Genomic DNA, 19,677 nt, shown 5'->3' with positions numbered 1-19,677 from the left:
TCTGAGGTAGGCGCACTCACCACAGGATATCGTAATGCGCCGTTAGGCCGCTCCGGCAGGAGGTCGTCCCTGAAATCGCTTATAGAGCTTATAGGCATTCAATAATTGAGTCACCGCTGGATCTATTGTCACATCCCCCACCGGGTCAATGCTCGCTCTGCGGCGTCCGGTGTGTCCCTAATGCGGAGGACGACTTGGCGAGACAGTCCAAATTCACGGGCAACATCACTAACCGTGCCTGAGTTCAACCCTAACATCGATTGAACGCCAACATAGATTTCTCGTGTGTAGCTGGGCTTCTTGCCTTTATACTTATGCCCGGCACTATCTGATTGCAGGGCGTGCTTGATACCCGCCAATTGGGCCGACTTGGTAGCCTCTGACTGGGCTTGTGCAGTAGCAGCCATGAAGGCGATCAGGCTATCACGTATTGCCTTTTGTACTGGGTCAGTGGATGCACCATCAAACACAAACCCATTGATGATTGTGCGGATGACTACGCCCATAGACATGAATGTACGAATAGTGTTGGTCACATCATCGTAATCCCGGCCAAGTCGATCTACCCATCGTACAATCAAGACATCGCCCGGGCGCAGCATGTCGAATAGCCTTGGTGCCTGTGGCCGTTCTGCAAAACGTACAGTAACGCCACTAACCGCAAAATCAGAAATCACCTGATCAATTTGGTAGCCAGCATCAATGGCCTGTGTCTCCTGATGTTCGATTGTTTGTTCGGCAGTGGAAGTGCGTACATACAAGATCGTTTTCAATCAATTATCCTATCCGTAAGGGTTCCGTCCATATAAATGGATGTCCGATTAAAAAATCAACCCTAACGGATACGTACTGGCCGCATTTCTACAGAACTTGGATTTATCCGGTCGGGTATACTCTAGCGGATAAGTCAAAACTACCGGTGCGAATGCGATGAATGATTAATGATCACTAAGACGCCAACATAGTCGGCGGCTTGCTAGCTGTCAGATTTTGTTCTTGAGGAATATCTGAACAGCGGTTCAAGATATTCAGTGTCCGACTGTTTCGGGTCAACTGTCATTTGGTTAAGCTCATCTAAGATCGAATTCAGTTTAGGTGACAGTTTGCGCAGCAGGCCCGGTGGGTTCGGATTTTGTGGTATCGTCATGTCACCATCCTCCTAGTTCATTTACACCCACGAGGTAACGGTTCCAGCCCATCACGTTTTGGGCCATGGCGATCATCAAAAACAACAATCCAGCACCAGTCCAATCTCCTGAGATCTTATGACCACCCAAATTCATGACTTCTCTGCCGATGTCGAATACTGCGGCACCACAATTTGTCTCGCCATTCGGGTCAGCCCAGATATCGACCAATAGGAGACCTTCTACACCCCGATCCAGCACTGCATCAGCGGTCGTTGAAATATTGAGTGGTTCTGCGGGTGGATAGGTTCTGGACACAAACCGAATAGATGCAAATAGCGCTAAATCACGTGCCAACATGATAGGCTCAATCAAAAAAGGTTGTTCAATTTCATGATGGTAAAATTTCATTTTCTATACCCCGACGTTGGTCATGAGTATTTAGCAATCGGCATCCGAACGAATGCCTATTTCAGTTCACAACGCACGGATTTCCATTCGTTACGGTTTCCGGGGGTCGCAACGTGGATGACACACAATAATATTTAATAATCTGGCATATTCCTTCAAGGAACAGGCGGTCGATGGTCAATATTTCTCGGAATATCCGCCAGATTATTGATCTTGGTCTTGTCTGGTGTTCTTTTTACAAGAGTTGATATTGCTTTGTTGTCGCAACCACTTACGGTTTTGCAGTTTAATGCTAACCTTGCCTGATCAACAAGTGGAATGACTTTTTCCTCATGAGTAAAATATTCACGGGTGTGCCCATGTTGCACAACATAAGAACTGCCATATGTAGACATCATAACTGCATCTAGACTAAAATCTCTTGGATGATCCGATTTTGCTTCATCACCAGTACTTTAACGGTACTTGCCATTGGTGCCCACAATTATGGTTAGTGATGGTGTATTGCCGATCTGATCCATCAGCTTTGCCCAAATTGGGTATCCTTCAAAAGGACGCTGCTTGCATGTTGGGCGATAGTGACACTTGTTAGCATATCCAGCCACGCCAAACACATCCGGCTTCTTACCATCCTCAGTCTCAACATAGTCGATAGGAAGAGCGCGTACCTGATTGCTTCCGGAATACGACTTGCTTCTTCGACCAGTTGGCGTTGTTTGGATAAGCTGTTCAACGCGTTTGCGATCCAAACCTTTTGCGCAGAATATTCCATGGTAGTGCAGCTTGAAAACCTGCTGGTTACTCTGGAACTCATCTTTCCATTGTGGAACTGGTAATAGGCTGGCGGTGATGTCACCGGCCCGGACTAAATCCGCCTCCGGGAACATTATACAAAATGCGTTGTCAAACCGATTTCTGATGACACGTTCCAGTTTGCGGGCTTCCCTTTTAAAACTGGACAGAGCCGCTTCATCAGCCCGTTTCACGGTGCATATCACAGTAAGAAAATAGACATCTGAATGGTCTTGCTGAAGCATCTTTAGCAACGCCCGGTGTTCACGCCCGGGGAGTTTAGATAGGTATTCATTCATTTGGTCTGGGTTGTTCCTAACCACTGATTGTAATTCTTGAAGGCTCTTACCTCGCTCTTGAATGGCGAAACAGGGTCGACTACCTTTCCAAGTCAAGTTGCCCAATTCTCCATACTGATTGTCCCATAGGGTCCGACCCAGTCGATCCAACCATTTGTCTGTACCTATGGAGTGTTGGGCTACCCGCTTGTTTTGCAAGCCGACCTGCAATGAGGTGAGCGATATCGTTGGGACCAAATTGTGGCCAACGGTCCGGTCATGTCGAAATGGGTTTGCGCGTCTATTCATGTAGTATCCTTGCCCGCCACTCGGCTGCCGGGGCGTTCACTCGATATATTTAGATCAGCAATGGGTTCCGGATCAGTCAAATAGTGAAATTAGCGGTTTCAGACCCTAAATAAAGGTGGAGGTGCAGCTATGACTGAAGACCAAAAACAAAGACTTTCCATCCGTTCAGTGACCGATGAAACCGTGCAAAAATTGCGGGTTCTGCGGCATGTGACACGGCTATCAAACGGCAGCCTGATTGATGACGCCATAGAGGACCTGTGGGCCGCATACGAAGCCGATGGGCACTCTCTGGATGCCTATCTACCCCAATAGGTTGGTGTGCATCCATGGACCACTATAGATGGCCATCCGGTGATTGATGGTTGGTTGCTATGAACACTGATTGCGCATCACCCGGTATTGCAGCATTGTCCGGTTCAAATGATCATTTGATTTGAAAAGGCCGATGGCAGCACCGCCGTCGTGGCAACCGTTCATGAACACAATCACCCAGACCGAGATCAACAAGGCCGCTTGGTCTGTTTGTGACACCTTCCGTGGTGTGGTCGATCCGTCGATCTACAAGGATTACGTCCTGACTATGCTGTTCTTGAAATATGTCAGTGACGTATGGAAGGATCATAAGGCTGGCTATGAAGAGCAGTACCCGGATAATCCGGATCTGGTCATTGCCATGATGAAGCAGGAAAGCTTTGTATTGCCCGAAGGTGCATCCTTTGATGCCCTGCATGCCCGTCGCCATGAAGCTGGTAATGGTGAACGTATCGACAAGGCTCTGCATGCCGTCGAAGAATCCAACGGTGATAAGCTCCGGGATGTGTTCCAAGACATCAGCTTCAATTCCAACAAACTTGGTGATGAAGAACAGAAAAACGATATCCTGCGCCATGTGATGGAGGACTTTGCCAAATCAGCACTCGATCTACGGCCATCCCGTGTTGGCAATCTTGATATCATCGGTGGGGCATATGAATACCTGATCTCGCGGTTTGCTGCCACTGCGGGCAAAAAAGCGGGTGAGTTCTATACCCCTGCTGAAGTGTCCGACCTGATGGCCCGTCTGGTCCATCCACAGGCCGGTGACGACATCTGTGACCCCACATGTGGCTCTGCATCGCTACTGATGAAATGTGGGCGTCAGGTGCGTAAAGCTACCGGTACCAAGCGGTACGCGTTATTTGGTCAAGAAGCGATTGGCTCGACTTGGGCACTAGCGAAAATGAACCTGTTCCTGCACGGTGAAACCAATCATCAAATCGAGTGGGGCGATACCATTCGCAATCCGAAATTGCGCACCAGTGATGACATGCTGCGGCACTTTGATGTGGTGGTGGCCAATCCGCCGTTCAGTCTGGACAAATGGGGTATTGAAGCTGCCGAGACGGATAAATTCGCCCGGTTCCGTCGGGGTACACCACCCAAAACCAAGGGTGATTATGCATTCATCCTGCATATGATCGAAACGCTGAAACCGCGCACCGGTCGTATGGCGGTGGTGGTACCGCACGGGGTGCTGTTCAGGGGATCGTCTGAAGGAAAAATTCGCCAAAAACTGATCGAAGAAAACCTTCTGGATGTGGTGATTGGCCTGCCGGAAAAACTGTTTTTTGGCACCGGTATCCCAGCGGCTATCCTGATGTTCAACAAATCCAAAACGGATGACAGCGTGCTGTTTGTCGATGCATCTCGTGAGTTCGAACCGGGCACCAACCAGAACGCCCTGACCGAGGCACAACTGGATAAGATCACCGCCACGGTCACCGCACGGGAAACCATCGACAAATATGCCTATCACGCCACATTGGATGAAATCAAAGAGAATGATTTCAACCTCAATATCCCCCGATATGTGGATACCTTTGAGGAAGAGGCTGAGATTGATCTGATGGCAGTGCGGGCTGAACGCCAGGCATTGCAATCAGAAATGAGTGAATTGGAATCCCGTATGGACGCCTACCTGAAGGAGTTGGGTTATGGTGCCTGATGGGTGGGAGCTTGGGCAAGTCTCTGATGTCTGTCGTTTCCAAAATGGTTATGGCTTTACGCCCCCAGTATGGGACACACACGGACTGCCGATCATTCGAATTCAAAACTTAAACGGTAGCAAAAATTTCAATTACTTTTCTGGTGAACCTAACCCAAAGTGGATCGTCAAGCCCGGTCAAATGCTATTCGCATGGGCTGGTACCAAGGGAGCGTCCTTTGGGCCAACAATCTGGCAAGGCGAAACCGGTGTATTGAACCAACACATCTTCAAAGTGTTCGACGCAGACGGCGTAGATCACACTTGGCTATACTTGCTTTTGAGGCATGTTACAGACCGGATCGAGACTAAAGCGCATGGCTTCAAGACGACTTTGGTACATGTCAAAAAAGCAGACATTGAAAACCAGCCAATCCATATCCCCCCACTACCCGAACAAAAGAAAATCGCTGAAATCCTGTCCACCTGGGATCGAGCGATAGAGGTGGCCGAGGCGCAGTTAGACTGCGTCCGCATTCAAAAACGCGCCCTCATGCAGCAACTGCTCACCGGCAAACGCCGATTCCCTGAGTTTGCGGGGCAAGAGTGGAAAGAGGTGCGGTTAGGGGAGCTTGCAGATGTTGAGCGTGGAAAGTTTTCGGCTCGCCCCCGCAACGATCCGCAATTTTATGGCGGTGAACATCCATTTGTGCAAACCGGCGATGTATCTCGGTCATCGTTATTCTTGGCGTCTCATAGCCAAACCTTGAATGATCTTGGCCTCAGTGTGAGTCGAATGTTTCCATCAGGGACAATTTTGATGACAATCGCCGCGAACATTGGCGACGTAGCCTTGTCCAAATACCCTGTAGCATGTCCAGACAGCGTTGTTGGGATCACAGCCAAGTCAGGGGTGGCTGATCCTATGTGGCTGCTTCACATGTTGGAAATGGAAAAAGAAGGGCTAGATCGTTCAGCACCGAAATTAGCTCAAAAGAATATTAATCTAGCACGGCTGCGACCCTTACCTATCTCAACTCCAAGCCTCAGTGAGCAAATCAAAATTGGTAGTGTTCTATTTGCCTGCGAAGGTGAGATCGACGCTATGGACAAGTTTACCCAAAAACTCCGCACCGAGAAAAAAGCCCTAATGCAGAAGCTGCTCACCGGTAAGCGACGGGTCACAGTCTGATCGGTTTGTACATGCAGCGGCAAGGGACTGGCGAGACTGTTCCTTTGCCATTTTCCCGTTTAGGGTGAACGCATTGTACAATCCATTTGTGGACCACCACTATGCGTGACACGCCCGATACCCGCGAAGAAGCCGCCGCCAAAGTACCAGCACTGCATGTGATGATGGTGATGGGCTGGGCCTATTTGCCACCTGCCAAGGCGCTGGGCATGCGGGGATCAGAACGGGGTGTACTGCTGGTGCCGGTATTGCGCGCATGGTTGCAAAAGCACAGGTTCAGCTACAAGGGCCAGACCTACCCACTGTCCACTGCCGGTATCGATGCGGTGATCCGTGAGGTCACGTCTACTGGGTTAAGCGAAGGATTGGTTCCAGCAAACCGGGCGATCTATATGCATCTGACCAAAGGTGTTACCGTCACTGAATTTGTCGATGGTCACAAAACATCGGTCACCGTGCCACTGGTTGATTGGGTAGATACCGCCAACAACGCATTTCATGTAACCGAAGAAATGTCGGTTGAACGCCCTGCTGGCAAAGGCACATTCCGCCCAGACATTGTTGGATTTGTGAACGGTCTACCCCTAACGGTGATCGAATCCAAACGCCCGATATCATCGACCAAGGACAAAGCCATGGTTGAAGAGGGTATCAGCCAGCATTTACGCAATCAGATGACGGACGGCATCCAAGACCTCTACGCCTATTCGCAACTGTTGCTATCAATCTCAGCATCTGATGGGCGCTATGCCACGACGAATACACCGAAAAAGTTCTGGTCGATCTGGCGTGAAGAAGAGCTATCCGATGCGCAGATGGCCACCATACGCAATACACCGCTGCCAGACGCCCATAAGGACGCCCTGTTTGCCGATAGGGCACCCAGTGAGCGAGATGGCTATGAAACGCTCCACAGCGCCCCTGTGGCGCTGACAGAGCAGGATAGGTTGATCATCGGACTGCTGCGGCCGGATCGATTGTTGGATATGACCCACCGGTTCATATTCTTTGACCAGAAAACTGGTAAACTGGTGGCCCGGTATCAGCAGGTGCAGGGCACCAAAGCGATTGTTGACCAGGTATCGCAACAAAAGCCGGATGGTAGCCGTGAAGGAGGTGTCATCTGGCACACCACTGGCTCCGGAAAATCAAATTTGATGGTGCTGCTGACCAAGGCGCTGTTGCTGGAACCGCAATTGGCGGATTTTCGGATCATCATCGTGACGGATCGTGTGGACTTGGAAAAACAACTGGCAGGGACATTCCTGACCGGTGGTGCATTCGGCTCGGCGGTTGCGACCAAGAAAGATGGTGAAAAAGCCAAGGTGCAGTCAGGTCGTGATTTGGCTGAACGGATTGGGCAGGGCAATGACCGGATCATCTTTACCCTGCTGCAGAAATTCAATTCAGCCACCAAGTTACCAGAGTGCCACAACCCATCGGACAAACTGCTGGTGCTGGTCGATGAGGGCCATCGATCCCAAGGCGGTGAAAACCATGAACGAATGCGCAAGGCATTGCCCAACGCAGCATTTGTGGCATTCACCGGTACACCACTGCTGAAGGAAGATAAGACCCGTAATAAATTTGGCCCAATCCTGCATGCCTATACGATGCAACGTGCTGTTGAGGATGGCGCAGTCACACCACTCGTTTATGAAGAACGAAAACCGGTGGTTGATATCAACGACAAAGCCATCGACGCATGGTTTGATAAAATTACTGCTGGGTTAAGCGATAAGCAAAAAGCAGATCTGAAGGCAAAGTACTCCACCCGTGGCCAGATCTATGGTGCAGCCAACCGGATCGATTTGATTGCTTGGGATATTGCCGAACACTTCAACACCAATTTCAAATCGCTTGATCTTGGCCTGAAGGGGCAGTTGGCCACCGATAGCAAACTCTCAGCCATCCGCTACAAAAAAGCGCTGGATGCAACCGGTTTGGTGACCAGTGCAGTTGTGATCTCGGCACCGGATACCCGTGAGGGCCATGAAGATACCGATGAGACCAAATTGCCCGAAGTGCAGGCATGGTGGAAAGCAAATGTTGGTGCTGATGAAGAAGGCTATCTAACCAATCTTATCGATGGATTTGGTACTGATGGTGATCCGGATATCCTGATTGTCGTGGATAAATTGCTCACTGGATTTGATGAACCCAGAAACGCCGTTTTGTATATCGATAAGCATCTGAAGAGCCACAACCTGCTGCAGGCCATCGCACGTGTGAACCGACTGCATGAAGCAAAACAGCATGGGTTCTTGATCGATTACCGTGGTATTCTTGCTGAACTTGATACCTCCATCAAAGACTACCAAGATCTTGCTGAGCAAACGCAGGCCGGGTTCGAGATCGAAGATCTGGCCGGAACCGTTGCCAATGTATCCACCGAGTATAAGCGCCTTCCATCGCTGCATGATGGGCTGTGGGCGATATTTACGGATGTAAAAAATAAGGCAGACATGGAGCAGTACCGTCAGGTGTTGATTCCTTCGTTCCGGCAGGATGATCACGGTGCTGCCATAGACGACCATCAGAAGATCCGGGAGGACTTCTACGAAGCTCTGACGACCTTTGGTATGTGCTTGAAGTTAGCACTATCATCACGTGCGTTTTTCGAAGATGGATCGTTCGATGAAGGGACCATCAAGAAGTATAAGAATGATCTTAAGTTCTTTACCCAGCTACGTGCACAGGCCAAACAAGATGCCCAAGAAACGGTGGATTTCACTGTTTATGAAGAACAGATTAGACGGCTGGTAGACAAGCAAGTTGTCGGTCAGGAAATCATTGATCCGGAAGGTGTGATCCTAGTTGGATCATTGGGCGAAGGCGATGATCCGGATAACTGGTCAGATGAGAAAACCCGATCAGAGGCCGACGTTATTAAAACACGTATGAGGAAAACCATTGAACAAGATCTGATCGATGATCCCCATGCTCAGAAAATTTTTTCGGATATGTTGAAGGAAGCAATAGCTGGTGCCGAAGCACTATTTGGTCACCCCAACAAACAGTATACATTGTTCAAGGACCTTGAAGAAATGGTCGCCAAGCGTGCCACACCCGGTGTGCCGGATCGATTTGCTGATCGCCCCCGTGCTCAGGCATACTTTGGAGCATTTCTCGACCAGTTGGATGACCAAACTTCGCATCACTCGGAAGACAGCTTGGTTGACGAAGCATACTGGATCGATGACACGGTGAATAACGCAGTGCAATCACACTCTATCAATCCGACCAATATCGAAACGGAAATCCGAAAGACAATGTTGCCGCGTTATTTCAGCTTTTTTGGTGGCCTAGACCATGCCAATGATATGATTGAGCGTGTGATCAGCATCGTACGTTCGGGTGCAGCCAAGGGTGAGCGTTGATGCCACTCCATCAGATCACCTATGGTGATTACATAATTCCATACCAGATTAATCCCGACCCGAAACGTAGTGCCCGAATAGCAATTCACGTCGATCCTGATGGTTCGGTCACTGTCGATGCGCCACCAGAGTTCGATCCAGCTACAGTCCACATAGCGGTCCAGAAACGTGCCCGGTGGGTGGTTGGCCATGTTGGTGAGGCATTGACCCGTTTCGCTCATGTACGGCCTCGAGAATACGTGTCTGGTGAACAAGTGATCTATCTGGGGCGTCGGTATGTATTGAAAGTGATACCAACGAATGAAAAGCCTAGGCCGGTAAGGCTGAAGGGTAACCGGTTGGAAGTTGAAACCCGGTCTGATGATCCCGATGACATTAAAGGCCGAGTACGAGCTTGGTATCGAGTGAAGGCCCGGGATTATTTTGTGAAGAGAATAACCAGTGCCGCTGGTCAGCTACCGTGGATTGATGACGTTCCGCAGTTCAGGTTGATGGAAATGGCCAAGCAATGGGGCAGTTGCTCACCGGATGGTTACATCGTCCTAAACCCACATTTGATCAAAGCGCCACGTGAGTGCATCGAGTACGTGATCCTGCATGAGTTGGCCCACCTAAAACACCATGATCATGGTGCAGAATTTTGGATGTTAGTCGATAGGCATTACCCCCAATGGCAAAAGGCTAAAACGGAGTTGGATACTTTGGTTGAGGTCTTGATGGTGGAGTAAGGGTTATCCAGTGATAACTAGATGTGACCATTCAACGTTTGAATAATCCACAAGCCGTATTTCTGCGTACAGTTCATCCAGTGGATAACCACTGCCATAGATATCGAACGCGTCGGTATTGCCCCGTTGCCAGCCGCCCAACGCCTTCCCAATTTCTCGATCCACCCGTCCACGGCGAAGTGCATCACGAAACGTATGCCTAAATGAATGAAATTTGTGTCTGGGGCCATGAGTGCCAATGGATTTTAGATATCGATTGGCACGTTTGCTAAAAGTAGTTGAGTAATACCCATCATGCCCTCGTGTGATATCTCCAAACAGCTTCTGGTTCTTGGGTCGTGATTTGTGAAAATCGATAAAACCGAATTCTATGAGACGTGGATGGATTGGGATCATCCGGATCGAACTACCTGTTTTGAGGTGCTTGTCGTCATCACCTGATGAACTAATATACGTTACATCAAATCCCCAAATTCCATCGACCATCTTTACGTCAACAGTATCAAGCTGGCAGATTTCGTTTGAACGCATGCCATTCCACAGGGCGATGAGTGGCACCCAAAACATGCAATCGTCTCTTTTTTCGTCAAGAAAAACTTCACTGTGGAATATGGTGGCCAACTGATCATTTGAAAATGGTAGGCGCTTGTCTTCCTTGCGAACGGGGTCAGCCACCTTGATTTCAGAAAAGGCTGTTGGCATTCGATCAATCTTACCCTTGCGATGACACCACGATAGAAATGACAGGAGAAATTTCAGATAGTTGTTGACGCCGGTTGGGGACAGGTACGCCATGTTTTTCTGGCGTTCAATGCGAACCATTTCATCGACTGGTCGGTCTTTGAGCGCAGCCAGTTTTTTGAAATTGGGTGGAAGCTGAGCAATCAAATCTCTGACATGTTCACAATCAGATTCAGTAATGCGATCCGGCGGTGTGTCATCACCAAGTATGCTGAACACCACATTCAAGTATCCACGAATAGATGCTTTAGTTTTTTCAGCCCTAATTTTGTTTGGGTTGGAAAGGAACGTTTCTGATAATTCCGTCAGACTAACTTTTATTGGGCTTGGTTTTGCGATTATCTCACGCGGTGATGAGACAACTTTCAATTGACCTGTCCCAGCATCGATGAGATTCGGGTCGGCACCATGATGAACCAATTGGCCTTCAAATTGAGCCAGTTCGTGTCGCTTAGCTTCTATCAATGCTTCGCCAACAATTTACAGCAATTCTGGGTACGCAACTGATTCTTGCGGTATCCGGATGCCATTCTCTACGGTTAGCCTTAATGCACAGAGCTTGATGTGTTCGTTGGCAAATCCTTCCGACTTCAGTCTATAGACCAAATTTCGGATTGTTGTTTCCCGGACTTCGATAAACTTTGTGACATCCTTCAAGCCGCTGGTGTTGAACTCACTCAAAAGGTTGGAGTTTGCTGAGCAAAATTCACGGAATGCATCTGATTTCAGTGCCAAACGCAGATCACCTGTCATCTGACTTATTGTTGTTGTGATGCCCTCTAAACGATGGAACGTCGCGGAAATGTCTTGGCGCTTCTGCTCTGTGGCTACACCAGCAAGCCTTATGGCTTCACCGCGATCAGATGTCCTCAATGATACCCAGTATTCTTTTCTAATCAGCCTTTTTGCATGTGTGTTGGCACCTGCACACGAACGTACCAGCGGCTTCCACGCCTAAAAATTTTTGGAACTGAAACTCGTGGCTGCATGCATCTACTGTAGCAGCCAATTGTAGCAAAGCAATCCGCCAAAAACCCGTGTATGCTTTAACATACAGCAATCATTGATGATGTTGGGTTGATGGCGGAGACGAAGGGATTCGAACCCTCGAACGCTTGCACGTTACTCCCTTAGCAGGGGAGCGCCTTCGACCACTCGGCCACGTCTCCGTTGACCCGTCTATCAGCGCAAGCGATAATAATACAAGACCATTTTTGACGTCGTTGCACTTTTTTTCCAAGGCACAAACAAAACCCAAAAGGACATAGAAAAGTACCGCCTTGGAGCAAAGTTCAGCCAAGAGCGCTGATAACGGCAGACCCTGTCCTAAGACACAGAAAGGGCCCCGAAAACCGGAGCCCTGTCGTTTGCTTAGGCCGCTGCCTGACCAGGTTTCTTGCCCAGAATGATCATCGACAATAGATCATCATCTGTGACCTCATCAATATTAACGGTCCCAACCAGTTGGCCGTTTTTCATCACACTGGCCCTATCGCACAGTTCCATCACCGCGTGAACGTCGTGGTCGATCAGGAAGATCCCGATGCCCTGCGCCTTTAGCTTCTGGATCAATTCGGCCACCATTTGGGTCTCTTGCGGCCCCAGTGCGGCGGTTGGTTCGTCCATGATCAGGATCTTGGCATTGAAATAGACCGCCCGCGCGATGGCGACCGACTGCCGCTGACCACCGGACAGGGCACTGACCGGTTCTGAAAATTTGCGGAAGTTCGGGTTCAAACCACCCATGATCTTGCGACACTCGGCCTCCATCGCGGCATCATCAACCAGTCCAACCGGAGTGGTCAATTCCCGGCCTAAAAACAGGTTCGAGGCGGCATCAAGATTGTCAGCCAGCGCCAGCGTCTGGTAGATGGTCTCGACGTTATATGTCCGCGCATCCCGTGGGTTGGTGATCACTGCCTTGTCGCCGTTGATGCGGATCTCGCCGCTGTCCATCTGATAGGCACCAGACAAAACCTTGATCAGCGTCGATTTCCCAGCGCCGTTGTGGCCCAGCAGGCCAACAACTTCACCCGGATGCAGATCAACGCTGACATGGTCGACCGCATGGATACCGCCAAAAGACACACAGATGTCTTTTAGCTCGACCAGCGGCGTATCCCCATCGGCACGGCATTGTTTCGCACTTTTCATGTGTGAAGCCGTCATAGTTTTGCTCCCATACGCTTGCGATATTGAATGTCCAGCCAGACGGCCAGAACCAGAACCGAACCGACCACGATGTTTTGCAGCGGCGCGTCAACGCCGACCATCGCCATTCCGGACTGCAGGCTTTGCATGACCAGGGCGCCGAGGATCGCGCCATAGATCGTCCCTGCCCCACCAGCCAAAGCTGTGCCGCCGATAACGGCAGCGGCAATCACCCGCAACTCGTCCAGGGTTCCGATGTCATTGGTGTGGTTCTGCAACCGGGCCGAGGCAACAACTGCGGACAAGGCACAAAGGAACCCCATGATCGCAAAGACTTTTACCGTCAGAAGGCGTGTGTTGATCCCCGACAGTTCAGCAGCGTCCGGGTTGCCACCCGTTGCGAAGATATAGCGGCCCAACCGGGTCCGCCGCGCCACAAGGGTCATGACAATGGCTGTCACAATCAGGATCAGAACCGAGATTGGCAGACCATAACCGACTTCCAGCCCCTCGGGCATCACCTCGCCTTTGGCTTCAAATATACGCTCCAGCTTGCGGGTCGGGACGTCGTAGGAATTCAAAATCCAGACGAAACCGAGGATCGCACAGGTCACTAGTCCCATGACAACGCCTTCGGCCCAGGCGGGTTTGGCAGGGAACCCATGCTGAATACGTCCACGGCGAGACGTGGTCAGGGCCCATAGGGACACCGCGACAGCCACAATGCCTATGGCCCAACTTGTCGCCTCACCCATGGTGCCACTTACCCCTCCAAGGACAAGGAAGTTCTTATCAAGCGGACCAATCGTTTGCCCCGAAGTGAACAGCCAACCGTAGTTTCTCCAGATCAGGAACCCACCAAGGGTCACGATAAAGGCCGGCACACTTTGATACCCGATAAGCCAGCCCTGAAAGGCGCCGATCAACGTTCCGACGCTTAGCCCGATTGCAATGGCAATGACCCAAGTCAAAGGATTGTCAAATCCAAGACCCAGATAGGTCGGCAGGAATTTTGTTTGCACCAATGCCATAACGGCCGAGCTAACGGCAAGTATACCACCAACCGACAGATCAATGTGGCGCATCACGATGACAAACACCATGCCGGTCGCCATGATCGCAACGGATACCGTTTGGATCGTCAGGTTGAACAGGTTCCGCGGACTTAAAAAGCGGCCATCCGTCAGAATATTGAACCCGATACAAAGAATTACAAAAGCGCCGATCATGCCCAATAGCCGCACGTCCAGTTCCAGTTGCTGGAACAGGCTGCGTTTTGGTTGGGACGGGATCGGCTGAGACGTGGTTTCGGTCATGTCCGAACTCCAGTTACAGCAAAGGTTTTCATGGGTGCGCCCCAATTGAACGGGGACGCACCGGTTTTCAGGTCGTGATCTTAGTTACAAGGTGCGGGACCGTTGGTTACACCCTGGCACAGCTTGTCTTTGCTGATCCAGCCTGCATCAACAACAACACTCAGGTTCGCGGCCGTCACAGGAACCGGCGCCAGGAACATGGATGTCATGGATGTGCCCGCTGGTGACGTCCAGTCAGCCGAGCCTGCAACGTCTGCCAGAGCAGCGCCACCGGCCAATGCAACAGCAACTTCGCCTGCAGTTTTACCCAGGTCACGGGCGTCTTTCCAAACCGAAACAGTCTGAGTACCCAATGCAACGCGGTTCAGCGCAGCGTGGTCACCATCCTGGCCAGACACTGGAAGACCTTCCATACCCTGAGCAGTCAAGGCTGCAACAACACCGCCGGCAGTGCCATCGTTGGACGCAATGACAGCATCTACTTTGTTGTCATTGGCCGTCAGGATCTGCTCCATGTTGCGTTGCGCATTCGCAGGCAACCAACCATCAGTATAGGCTTCGGCAACGATTTTGATGTCACCGCTGTCAATGCCAGCCTGAATGATCTCTTGCTGACCACCACGCAGGAAGTCTGCGTTCGGATCGGTCGGCGAGCCCTTGATCATGACATAGTTGCCAGCTGGCAGAGCCTCAAAAACGGCACGGGCCTGCATACGACCAACTTCGACATTGTCGAACGTCAGGTAGAAGGCGCGGCTGTCTTCGATCAGACGGTCGTAGGCGATTACCGGAATGCCTTCATCTGCAGCGGCTTGAATTGCCGGGCCAATAGCCTGGGTATCCTGTGCCAGCACAATCAGCACATCAACACCCTGGGCGATCAGGTTTTCGATGTCCGACAATTGCTTGGACGATGACGACTGTGCGTCAGCAGAGATGTAATCAGCACCTCCGGCTTCCAAGGCGCCCTTGATGGCGGCCTCGTCTGTCTTCCAGCGTTCTTCCTGAAAGTTTGACCAGCTGACGCCAACGGTCAGATCAGCCGCAAAAGCAACCGAACCAGTCATAGCCACAACTGCGGCCAGCGAAATTCCACTTAGAAACTTCATTTTAGTCCTCCCTATCCCAGGGACTCGTGGGGCCGAGTCCTCCGTGTGACACAAGACTAGCATATTTTTTTTGAGTTTCAAATTAAATCATGTACCCTATGAAAATGAGGCCGCCACGACTAAGACCACATAGGTAGCTAACAGCCTCGCAAGGAGTGATAATTTTGGAAAAAGCGAGCCGTCTTTCGCATTCGGACGAACAACGAGAAAGCGGAAAGCAACAGGTCATTGATACGATTCGGGCTGCTGGGCGCATTGCGCGCATTGATATTTCAACCACAACACGAGTCAGCCCCGCGACAGTCACCGCGATCACGGCCGAGCTGATTGATGTTGGACTAATCGAAGAGATTATCCCAGAGGCCCCAAGGCAAGACGCCAAGCGCGGGCGCCCGCGTGTTGCCCTGAAAATTCGGGGGGACGCACATAGGATCGCCGGCATCAAGGTTTCCCACGGGGTGATTTCCGTGGTGATTCTCGACTTTGAAGGCAACGACATCGTAGACCATGAACTCCCCCTGACGCGGGGACGAATGCCAGTAGAGGACCTGTGTAAGACGATCATGGTCGCACTGGGTCAGGCCTGCGACAAAGGCGGATTTGATGTCAGCACCATTTCAGGCATGGGTGTCGGGATGGCTGGCATGGTCGATGCCAAGCGAAATTTCGTCTACTGGTCCTCGTCCCTGGTCGAACGCAATGTCGATTTTGGCACCCATCTGGCCCAACATGCCCCCTGCCCGATTTTCATCGATAACGATGCAAACCTGGTGGCCAAGGCCGAACATCTGTTTGGCAAAGGCCGCAATGTTAGCAATTTCGTTGTCATCACAATCGAACATGGTGTTGGTATGGGCATTGTCATCGACAATCAGATTTACCGTGGCACACGGGGTTGCGGGGCTGAATTTGGCCACACCAAGGTCCAGTTAGAGGGCGCGCTGTGCCAATGCGGGCAACGCGGTTGCCTAGAGGCTTATGTCGGCGACTATGCCCTGCTGCGTGAGGCCAACATCACCAATGGAGGTGCAGGGCACAGGGATTTGGGTCAGTTGGTCGAGGCCGCAAAGTCAGGCGACCAGATGGCTGGCTCCATTTTTGATCGTGCTGGGCGTATGTTTGCCATGGGTCTGGCCAATGTCGTCAATATCTTTGACCCAAAACTGATCATTTTGTCCGGTGCGCGATTGTCCTTTGATTATCTCTATTCTGATCAGGTGATCGAAGAGATGCAGCGCTGGGTGGTACAGATCGATGCGCCTCCACCAAAAGTTCGTGTGCACAATTGGGGTGACCTGATGTGGGCAAAAGGCGCCGCTGCCTATGCCATCGAAGAAGTCTCAGCCTTGGCCATTCGGGAGCTTGCCGCCGGTGATACCTAAACATACGCTCGCCTTTGCACTGATTGCCCCTTCGGCTTTTGCCGACATAAGCTATGCCCCGCGCACTTTGCCCGACCACACTTATGCGGGCGGGTGGGAACATTACGTCGGCGGCGGCGTGGCAGCCTTTGACTGCAACGGGGATCAGCTCCCCGAACTCTATGCGGCGGGCGGCGAAAACCCAGCGCAACTGATGCGCAATGTAACTGCAGGCGCAGGCGGAGATCTGGCATTTACGGCGGACACCCCCGGGGCCCTTGCTGTGACTGGGGTCATCGGAGCTTATCCGCTGGATATCGACGGTGATTCCATTCTGGACCTGGCTATCCTGCGCAATGGTCCGGATCTTTTGATGCAGGGACAGGGGAACTGCACGTTCGAACCCTTCACTGATCTGGGATTTGTCAGCGGCGACCACTGGACCACTGCATTTTCTGCGACTTGGGAGACCGGGAATTCTCTGCCGACGCTGGCTTTTGGCACCTATGTCGACCGCAGCAATCCTGATGGCCCATTTGAGACCTGTGATGCGACCCTGCTGTATCGCCCCAACGGCCAATCTTATGCCCCTGTCACACGCCTGGAGCCGGGATTTTGCGCCTTGTCCATGTTGTTCACCGACTGGTCACGCACTGGCCGCGCCGATCTGCGGACCAGCAATGATCGGCATTACTATGTGCGTGGCGGCCAGGAACAGATGTGGGCAATGGAAGACACACCGCGTCTCTATGCACAAGACGAAGGCTGGCAGCCCTATATGCTGTGGGGCATGGGCATTGCCTCGCGCGACTTGAACGGGGACGGCTATTCCGATGTCTACCTGACCTCGATGGGGGATCAGAAATTTCAGTACTTCGACCCGGCCTTGGGAGGACCGGCCTATCGTGATGCAACTTACGAGCGCGGAACAACGGCGCACCGCCCCTACACAGGTGGCGACGGACGCCCCTCGACCGGGTGGCACGCGGCTTTTGGGGATGTGAACAACGACGGGTTGGACGACATCTTTGTGGCCAAGGGCAACGTCGAACAGATGCCCGGTGCCGCAATGGACGATCCGAACAACCTGTTGATCCAATTGCCAGATGGTACCTTCACCGAACGCGGGCTAGAGGCCGGAATTTCGAATTTGGCACGCTCGCGCGGGGCGGCCTTGATGGATCTGAACCTTGATGGCCTACTGGATCTGGCTGTTGTAAACCGCCGCGCACAGATGGAGCTGTATCAAAACACGTCCGCACCTGGGAACTGGCTAGCCGTGCAGATTACGGCTGCGGCCCCCAACACTGGGTCCATTGGCGCCCATGTAGAGCTGCGCACCGGGGACCGGGTTCAAACGCGCGAAATCACGGTCGGTGGAGGCCATGCCAGCGGACAGGCAGGGCTTCTCCATTTTGGCATGGGCCAGAACACCATGGCCGAGGTCAGGGTCATTCTGCCAAACCAAAGCGCATCAGACTGGCAGCAGGTCGACGCCAATCAGATCATCACATTAAGTCACTGATCGACGGGCAAACCGCTGGGCACCTTAAACGGAACGCCCAGCCGCCCTGCCGTTGCGCCCGTATCCGTCAGACTGTGCAAAAAGGCGACCAGATCAGACAGGTCATCATCGCCCAGCGCGATGGGTGTCAGCTCGTTTGCTGCCGAGATCCGCGCCAGTTCTTCGCTGTCGGCCACAACACGCCAATCATCGGGGGACTGGATGTCGTGAAACACCGCCTGTGTGGGGTCATAGGCATTTAACGCGGCAATCGGATCAAAGTGGTGGCGCACCACGGCCTGCAGGCTGGCATAGGCTCCGTCATGGCCATAGGGACCGCTTTGAGAAACATTGCGCAGCGAGGGCGTCAGGAACTTGTATTGATCTGAGATCTCACCGGTAACACGCATGCGCCCGGTGTCACGTGCATGGGTTTCAAAAGGCGCTGCCTTACCCGGACCGATCTGCGGCATGGCGATGGCATGAAAGTTATGATCCGTCTGCAGCCAACCCGAATGACAGGTGGAACATCCCGCCGTGCCATAAAACAGGTCTTGCCCCCGAGAGGCCTGCGCTGACAAAGGGTCGCCGCCCAGCATGGCGCGGTCAAACGGACTATCATCGGCCCGCCATTCTACCCGCGTAAAATCGGCAATGACATTGGCAATATCGGTGAACTGGATCGGTGTTTGGTCGCCCAGAACCGCATCAAATGCACGCCGATATTCTGGGATCGCCTCAACCCGGGCTGCGATCCTGTCCCAGGCCCCACCCTTGATACTCAGATGTCCCAGACGCACGGCCTGTGATACTTCGTTTTCCGAGTAATGCCCCGCCATTTCGTCCCCCGCCAGAACCGGAAACATCGCCTGGGCGGCCAGCACGCTATCAAAGCCCACTACCATTTCAGCCCCCAACGGTGTGCGGATGCCGCCCGGCTTGTCAGGGTCCACTTCCAAGCGACCATCGTGAAAAAACGAGGTAAACTCAGTTGCCCCAAGATTCCACAATGCAGGTGCGTTGCGGGGCAAGCGATGCTCGGGTGGATTGCTTGGGTCAATGCGCCGATCTGGGCCAAGCCCTAGCCCACCCTCGCCAATGGATAGCGACATCCCGTCAGAGGTTCCAAATCGCGGATGATGACAGGTGCCACAACTGATATTGCGGTTGCCGGAAAGTATCGGATCATAAAACAGCAATTGCCCCAGCTCGACACGGGCCGGATCCATTTCGGGAAACACAGGTCGGGGCCCCAATTCCTGAGCCTCGGCTCCGGTTGCCAGTAGTGCGCCGACAATCAACCACTTCATCC

The 19,677-nt window shown here is 52.0% G+C and carries 17 protein-coding genes and 1 tRNA gene; 7 read left to right on the top strand and 11 right to left on the bottom strand.

Going from position 1 to position 19,677, the window contains the following annotated elements:
- Positions 1 to 128 precede the first annotated feature (128 nt).
- The 4 genes from EBB79_RS03935 to EBB79_RS03920 form a co-directional block, all read right to left on the bottom strand.
- Positions 129 to 773, bottom strand: coding sequence for a recombinase family protein (locus tag EBB79_RS03935; RefSeq protein WP_127747681.1), 645 nt, complete (start codon positions 771 to 773; stop codon positions 129 to 131).
- 375 nt (positions 774 to 1,148) lie between these two features.
- Positions 1,149 to 1,538, bottom strand: a complete 390-nt coding sequence (locus tag EBB79_RS03930; RefSeq protein WP_127747680.1) for a hypothetical protein — start codon at positions 1,536 to 1,538, stop codon at positions 1,149 to 1,151.
- A gap of 155 nt (positions 1,539 to 1,693) precedes the next feature.
- Positions 1,694 to 1,936: a hypothetical protein gene (locus EBB79_RS03925; protein WP_127747679.1), complete on the bottom strand. Its 243-nt coding sequence runs from the start codon at positions 1,934 to 1,936 to the stop codon at positions 1,694 to 1,696.
- Between the two features lie 57 nt (positions 1,937 to 1,993).
- Positions 1,994 to 2,629, bottom strand: coding sequence for a hypothetical protein (locus EBB79_RS03920; protein ID WP_127747678.1), 636 nt, complete (start codon positions 2,627 to 2,629; stop codon positions 1,994 to 1,996).
- A gap of 417 nt (positions 2,630 to 3,046) precedes the next feature.
- Here EBB79_RS03920 and EBB79_RS03915 point away from each other — a divergent pair, with 417 nt between their 5' ends.
- From EBB79_RS03915 to EBB79_RS03895, 5 genes are all read left to right on the top strand, one after another.
- Entirely contained in the window at positions 3,047 to 3,232 is a 186-nt protein-coding gene (locus EBB79_RS03915) for a hypothetical protein (RefSeq protein WP_127747677.1), read from the top strand.
- Positions 3,233 to 3,395: 163 nt separating this feature from the next.
- A complete protein-coding gene (locus EBB79_RS03910; RefSeq protein ID WP_127747676.1) occupies positions 3,396 to 4,904 on the top strand; it encodes a type I restriction-modification system subunit M in 1,509 nt (502 codons plus the stop codon).
- Positions 4,894 to 6,075, top strand: coding sequence for a restriction endonuclease subunit S (locus EBB79_RS03905; RefSeq protein WP_127747675.1), 1,182 nt, complete (start codon positions 4,894 to 4,896; stop codon positions 6,073 to 6,075). Before EBB79_RS03910 ends, EBB79_RS03905 begins: the two co-directional genes overlap by 11 nt.
- 101 nt (positions 6,076 to 6,176) lie before the next feature.
- Positions 6,177 to 9,455, top strand: a complete 3,279-nt coding sequence (locus EBB79_RS03900; protein WP_127747674.1) for a type I restriction endonuclease subunit R — start codon at positions 6,177 to 6,179, stop codon at positions 9,453 to 9,455.
- A complete protein-coding gene (locus EBB79_RS03895) occupies positions 9,455 to 10,183 on the top strand; it encodes a M48 family metallopeptidase (RefSeq protein ID WP_127747673.1) in 729 nt (242 codons plus the stop codon). The genes EBB79_RS03900 and EBB79_RS03895 overlap by 1 nt, the downstream gene beginning before the upstream one ends.
- Positions 10,184 to 10,186: 3 nt before the next feature.
- On the opposite strand, the gene EBB79_RS03890 is transcribed toward EBB79_RS03895, so the two are convergent.
- The 6 genes from EBB79_RS03890 to xylF all read right to left on the bottom strand — a co-directional run bounded on the left by EBB79_RS03890 (position 10,187) and on the right by xylF (position 15,500).
- Complete coding sequence (locus EBB79_RS03890; protein WP_127747672.1) at positions 10,187 to 11,389, bottom strand: site-specific integrase; 1,203 nt, start codon at positions 11,387 to 11,389, stop codon at positions 10,187 to 10,189.
- 15 nt (positions 11,390 to 11,404) lie between these two features.
- Positions 11,405 to 11,797: a hypothetical protein gene (locus EBB79_RS03885; protein ID WP_127747671.1), complete on the bottom strand. Its 393-nt coding sequence runs from the start codon at positions 11,795 to 11,797 to the stop codon at positions 11,405 to 11,407.
- A 208-nt stretch (positions 11,798 to 12,005) separates the two neighbouring features.
- A tRNA-Ser gene (locus EBB79_RS03880) sits at positions 12,006 to 12,093 on the bottom strand.
- Between the two features lie 202 nt (positions 12,094 to 12,295).
- A complete protein-coding gene (locus EBB79_RS03875) occupies positions 12,296 to 13,078 on the bottom strand; it encodes an ATP-binding cassette domain-containing protein (protein ID WP_127750868.1) in 783 nt (260 codons plus the stop codon).
- Between the two features lie 11 nt (positions 13,079 to 13,089).
- The gene (locus tag EBB79_RS03870) at positions 13,090 to 14,391 is read right to left on the bottom strand and encodes a sugar ABC transporter permease (RefSeq protein WP_127747670.1); all 1,302 of its coding nucleotides are present in this window, start codon (positions 14,389 to 14,391) and stop codon (positions 13,090 to 13,092) included.
- Positions 14,392 to 14,471: 80 nt separating this feature from the next.
- On the bottom strand, positions 14,472 to 15,500 hold the full coding sequence (xylF, locus tag EBB79_RS03865; RefSeq protein ID WP_127747669.1) for a D-xylose ABC transporter substrate-binding protein: 1,029 nt from the start codon (positions 15,498 to 15,500) through the stop codon (positions 14,472 to 14,474).
- Between the two features lie 155 nt (positions 15,501 to 15,655).
- Between xylF and EBB79_RS03860 the strand changes: the two genes are divergently transcribed.
- A complete protein-coding gene (locus tag EBB79_RS03860) occupies positions 15,656 to 16,882 on the top strand; it encodes an ROK family protein (RefSeq protein WP_338045790.1) in 1,227 nt (408 codons plus the stop codon).
- Complete coding sequence (locus tag EBB79_RS03855; RefSeq protein ID WP_127747667.1) at positions 16,824 to 18,386, top strand: CRTAC1 family protein; 1,563 nt, start codon at positions 16,824 to 16,826, stop codon at positions 18,384 to 18,386. The genes EBB79_RS03860 and EBB79_RS03855 overlap by 59 nt, the downstream gene beginning before the upstream one ends.
- Here the strand turns inward: EBB79_RS03855 and EBB79_RS03850 are convergent.
- On the bottom strand, positions 18,380 to 19,675 hold the full coding sequence (locus tag EBB79_RS03850) for a cytochrome-c peroxidase (protein ID WP_127747666.1): 1,296 nt from the start codon (positions 19,673 to 19,675) through the stop codon (positions 18,380 to 18,382). The two genes, EBB79_RS03855 and EBB79_RS03850, sit on opposite strands and share 7 nt — an antisense overlap.
- Between the last annotated feature and the right edge of the window lie 2 nt (positions 19,676 to 19,677).

Origin of the sequence: Parasedimentitalea marina (assembly GCF_004006175.1) — a bacterium.
GTDB classification, from domain to species: Bacteria; Pseudomonadota; Alphaproteobacteria; order Rhodobacterales; family Rhodobacteraceae; genus Parasedimentitalea; species Parasedimentitalea marina.
Note: the sequence above shows the minus strand (reverse complement) of the source record. Positions and strands in the feature narration are given on the sequence as shown.

What these genes read in the sequence shown, in the direction of transcription:
- EBB79_RS03930 (WP_127747680.1), bottom strand. Translation starts at nt 1,538, where the DNA reads ATGAAATTTTACCATCATGAAATTGAACAACCTTTTTTGATTGAGCCT.
- EBB79_RS03925 (WP_127747679.1), bottom strand. Translation starts at nt 1,936, where the DNA reads ATGATGTCTACATATGGCAGTTCTTATGTTGTGCAACATGGGCACACC.
- EBB79_RS03920 (WP_127747678.1), bottom strand. Translation starts at nt 2,629, where the DNA reads ATGAATGAATACCTATCTAAACTCCCCGGGCGTGAACACCGGGCGTTG.
- EBB79_RS03915 (WP_127747677.1), top strand. Translation starts at nt 3,047, where the DNA reads ATGACTGAAGACCAAAAACAAAGACTTTCCATCCGTTCAGTGACCGAT.
- EBB79_RS03910 (WP_127747676.1), top strand. Translation starts at nt 3,396, where the DNA reads ATGAACACAATCACCCAGACCGAGATCAACAAGGCCGCTTGGTCTGTT.
- EBB79_RS03905 (WP_127747675.1), top strand. Translation starts at nt 4,894, where the DNA reads ATGGTGCCTGATGGGTGGGAGCTTGGGCAAGTCTCTGATGTCTGTCGT.
- EBB79_RS03900 (WP_127747674.1), top strand. Translation starts at nt 6,177, where the DNA reads ATGCGTGACACGCCCGATACCCGCGAAGAAGCCGCCGCCAAAGTACCA.
- EBB79_RS03895 (WP_127747673.1), top strand. Translation starts at nt 9,455, where the DNA reads ATGCCACTCCATCAGATCACCTATGGTGATTACATAATTCCATACCAG.
- EBB79_RS03875 (WP_127750868.1), bottom strand. Translation starts at nt 13,078, where the DNA reads ATGAAAAGTGCGAAACAATGCCGTGCCGATGGGGATACGCCGCTGGTC.
- EBB79_RS03870 (WP_127747670.1), bottom strand. Translation starts at nt 14,391, where the DNA reads ATGACCGAAACCACGTCTCAGCCGATCCCGTCCCAACCAAAACGCAGC.
- xylF (WP_127747669.1), bottom strand. Translation starts at nt 15,500, where the DNA reads ATGAAGTTTCTAAGTGGAATTTCGCTGGCCGCAGTTGTGGCTATGACT.
- EBB79_RS03855 (WP_127747667.1), top strand. Translation starts at nt 16,824, where the DNA reads ATGCCATCGAAGAAGTCTCAGCCTTGGCCATTCGGGAGCTTGCCGCCG.
- EBB79_RS03850 (WP_127747666.1), bottom strand. Translation starts at nt 19,675, where the DNA reads ATGAAGTGGTTGATTGTCGGCGCACTACTGGCAACCGGAGCCGAGGCT.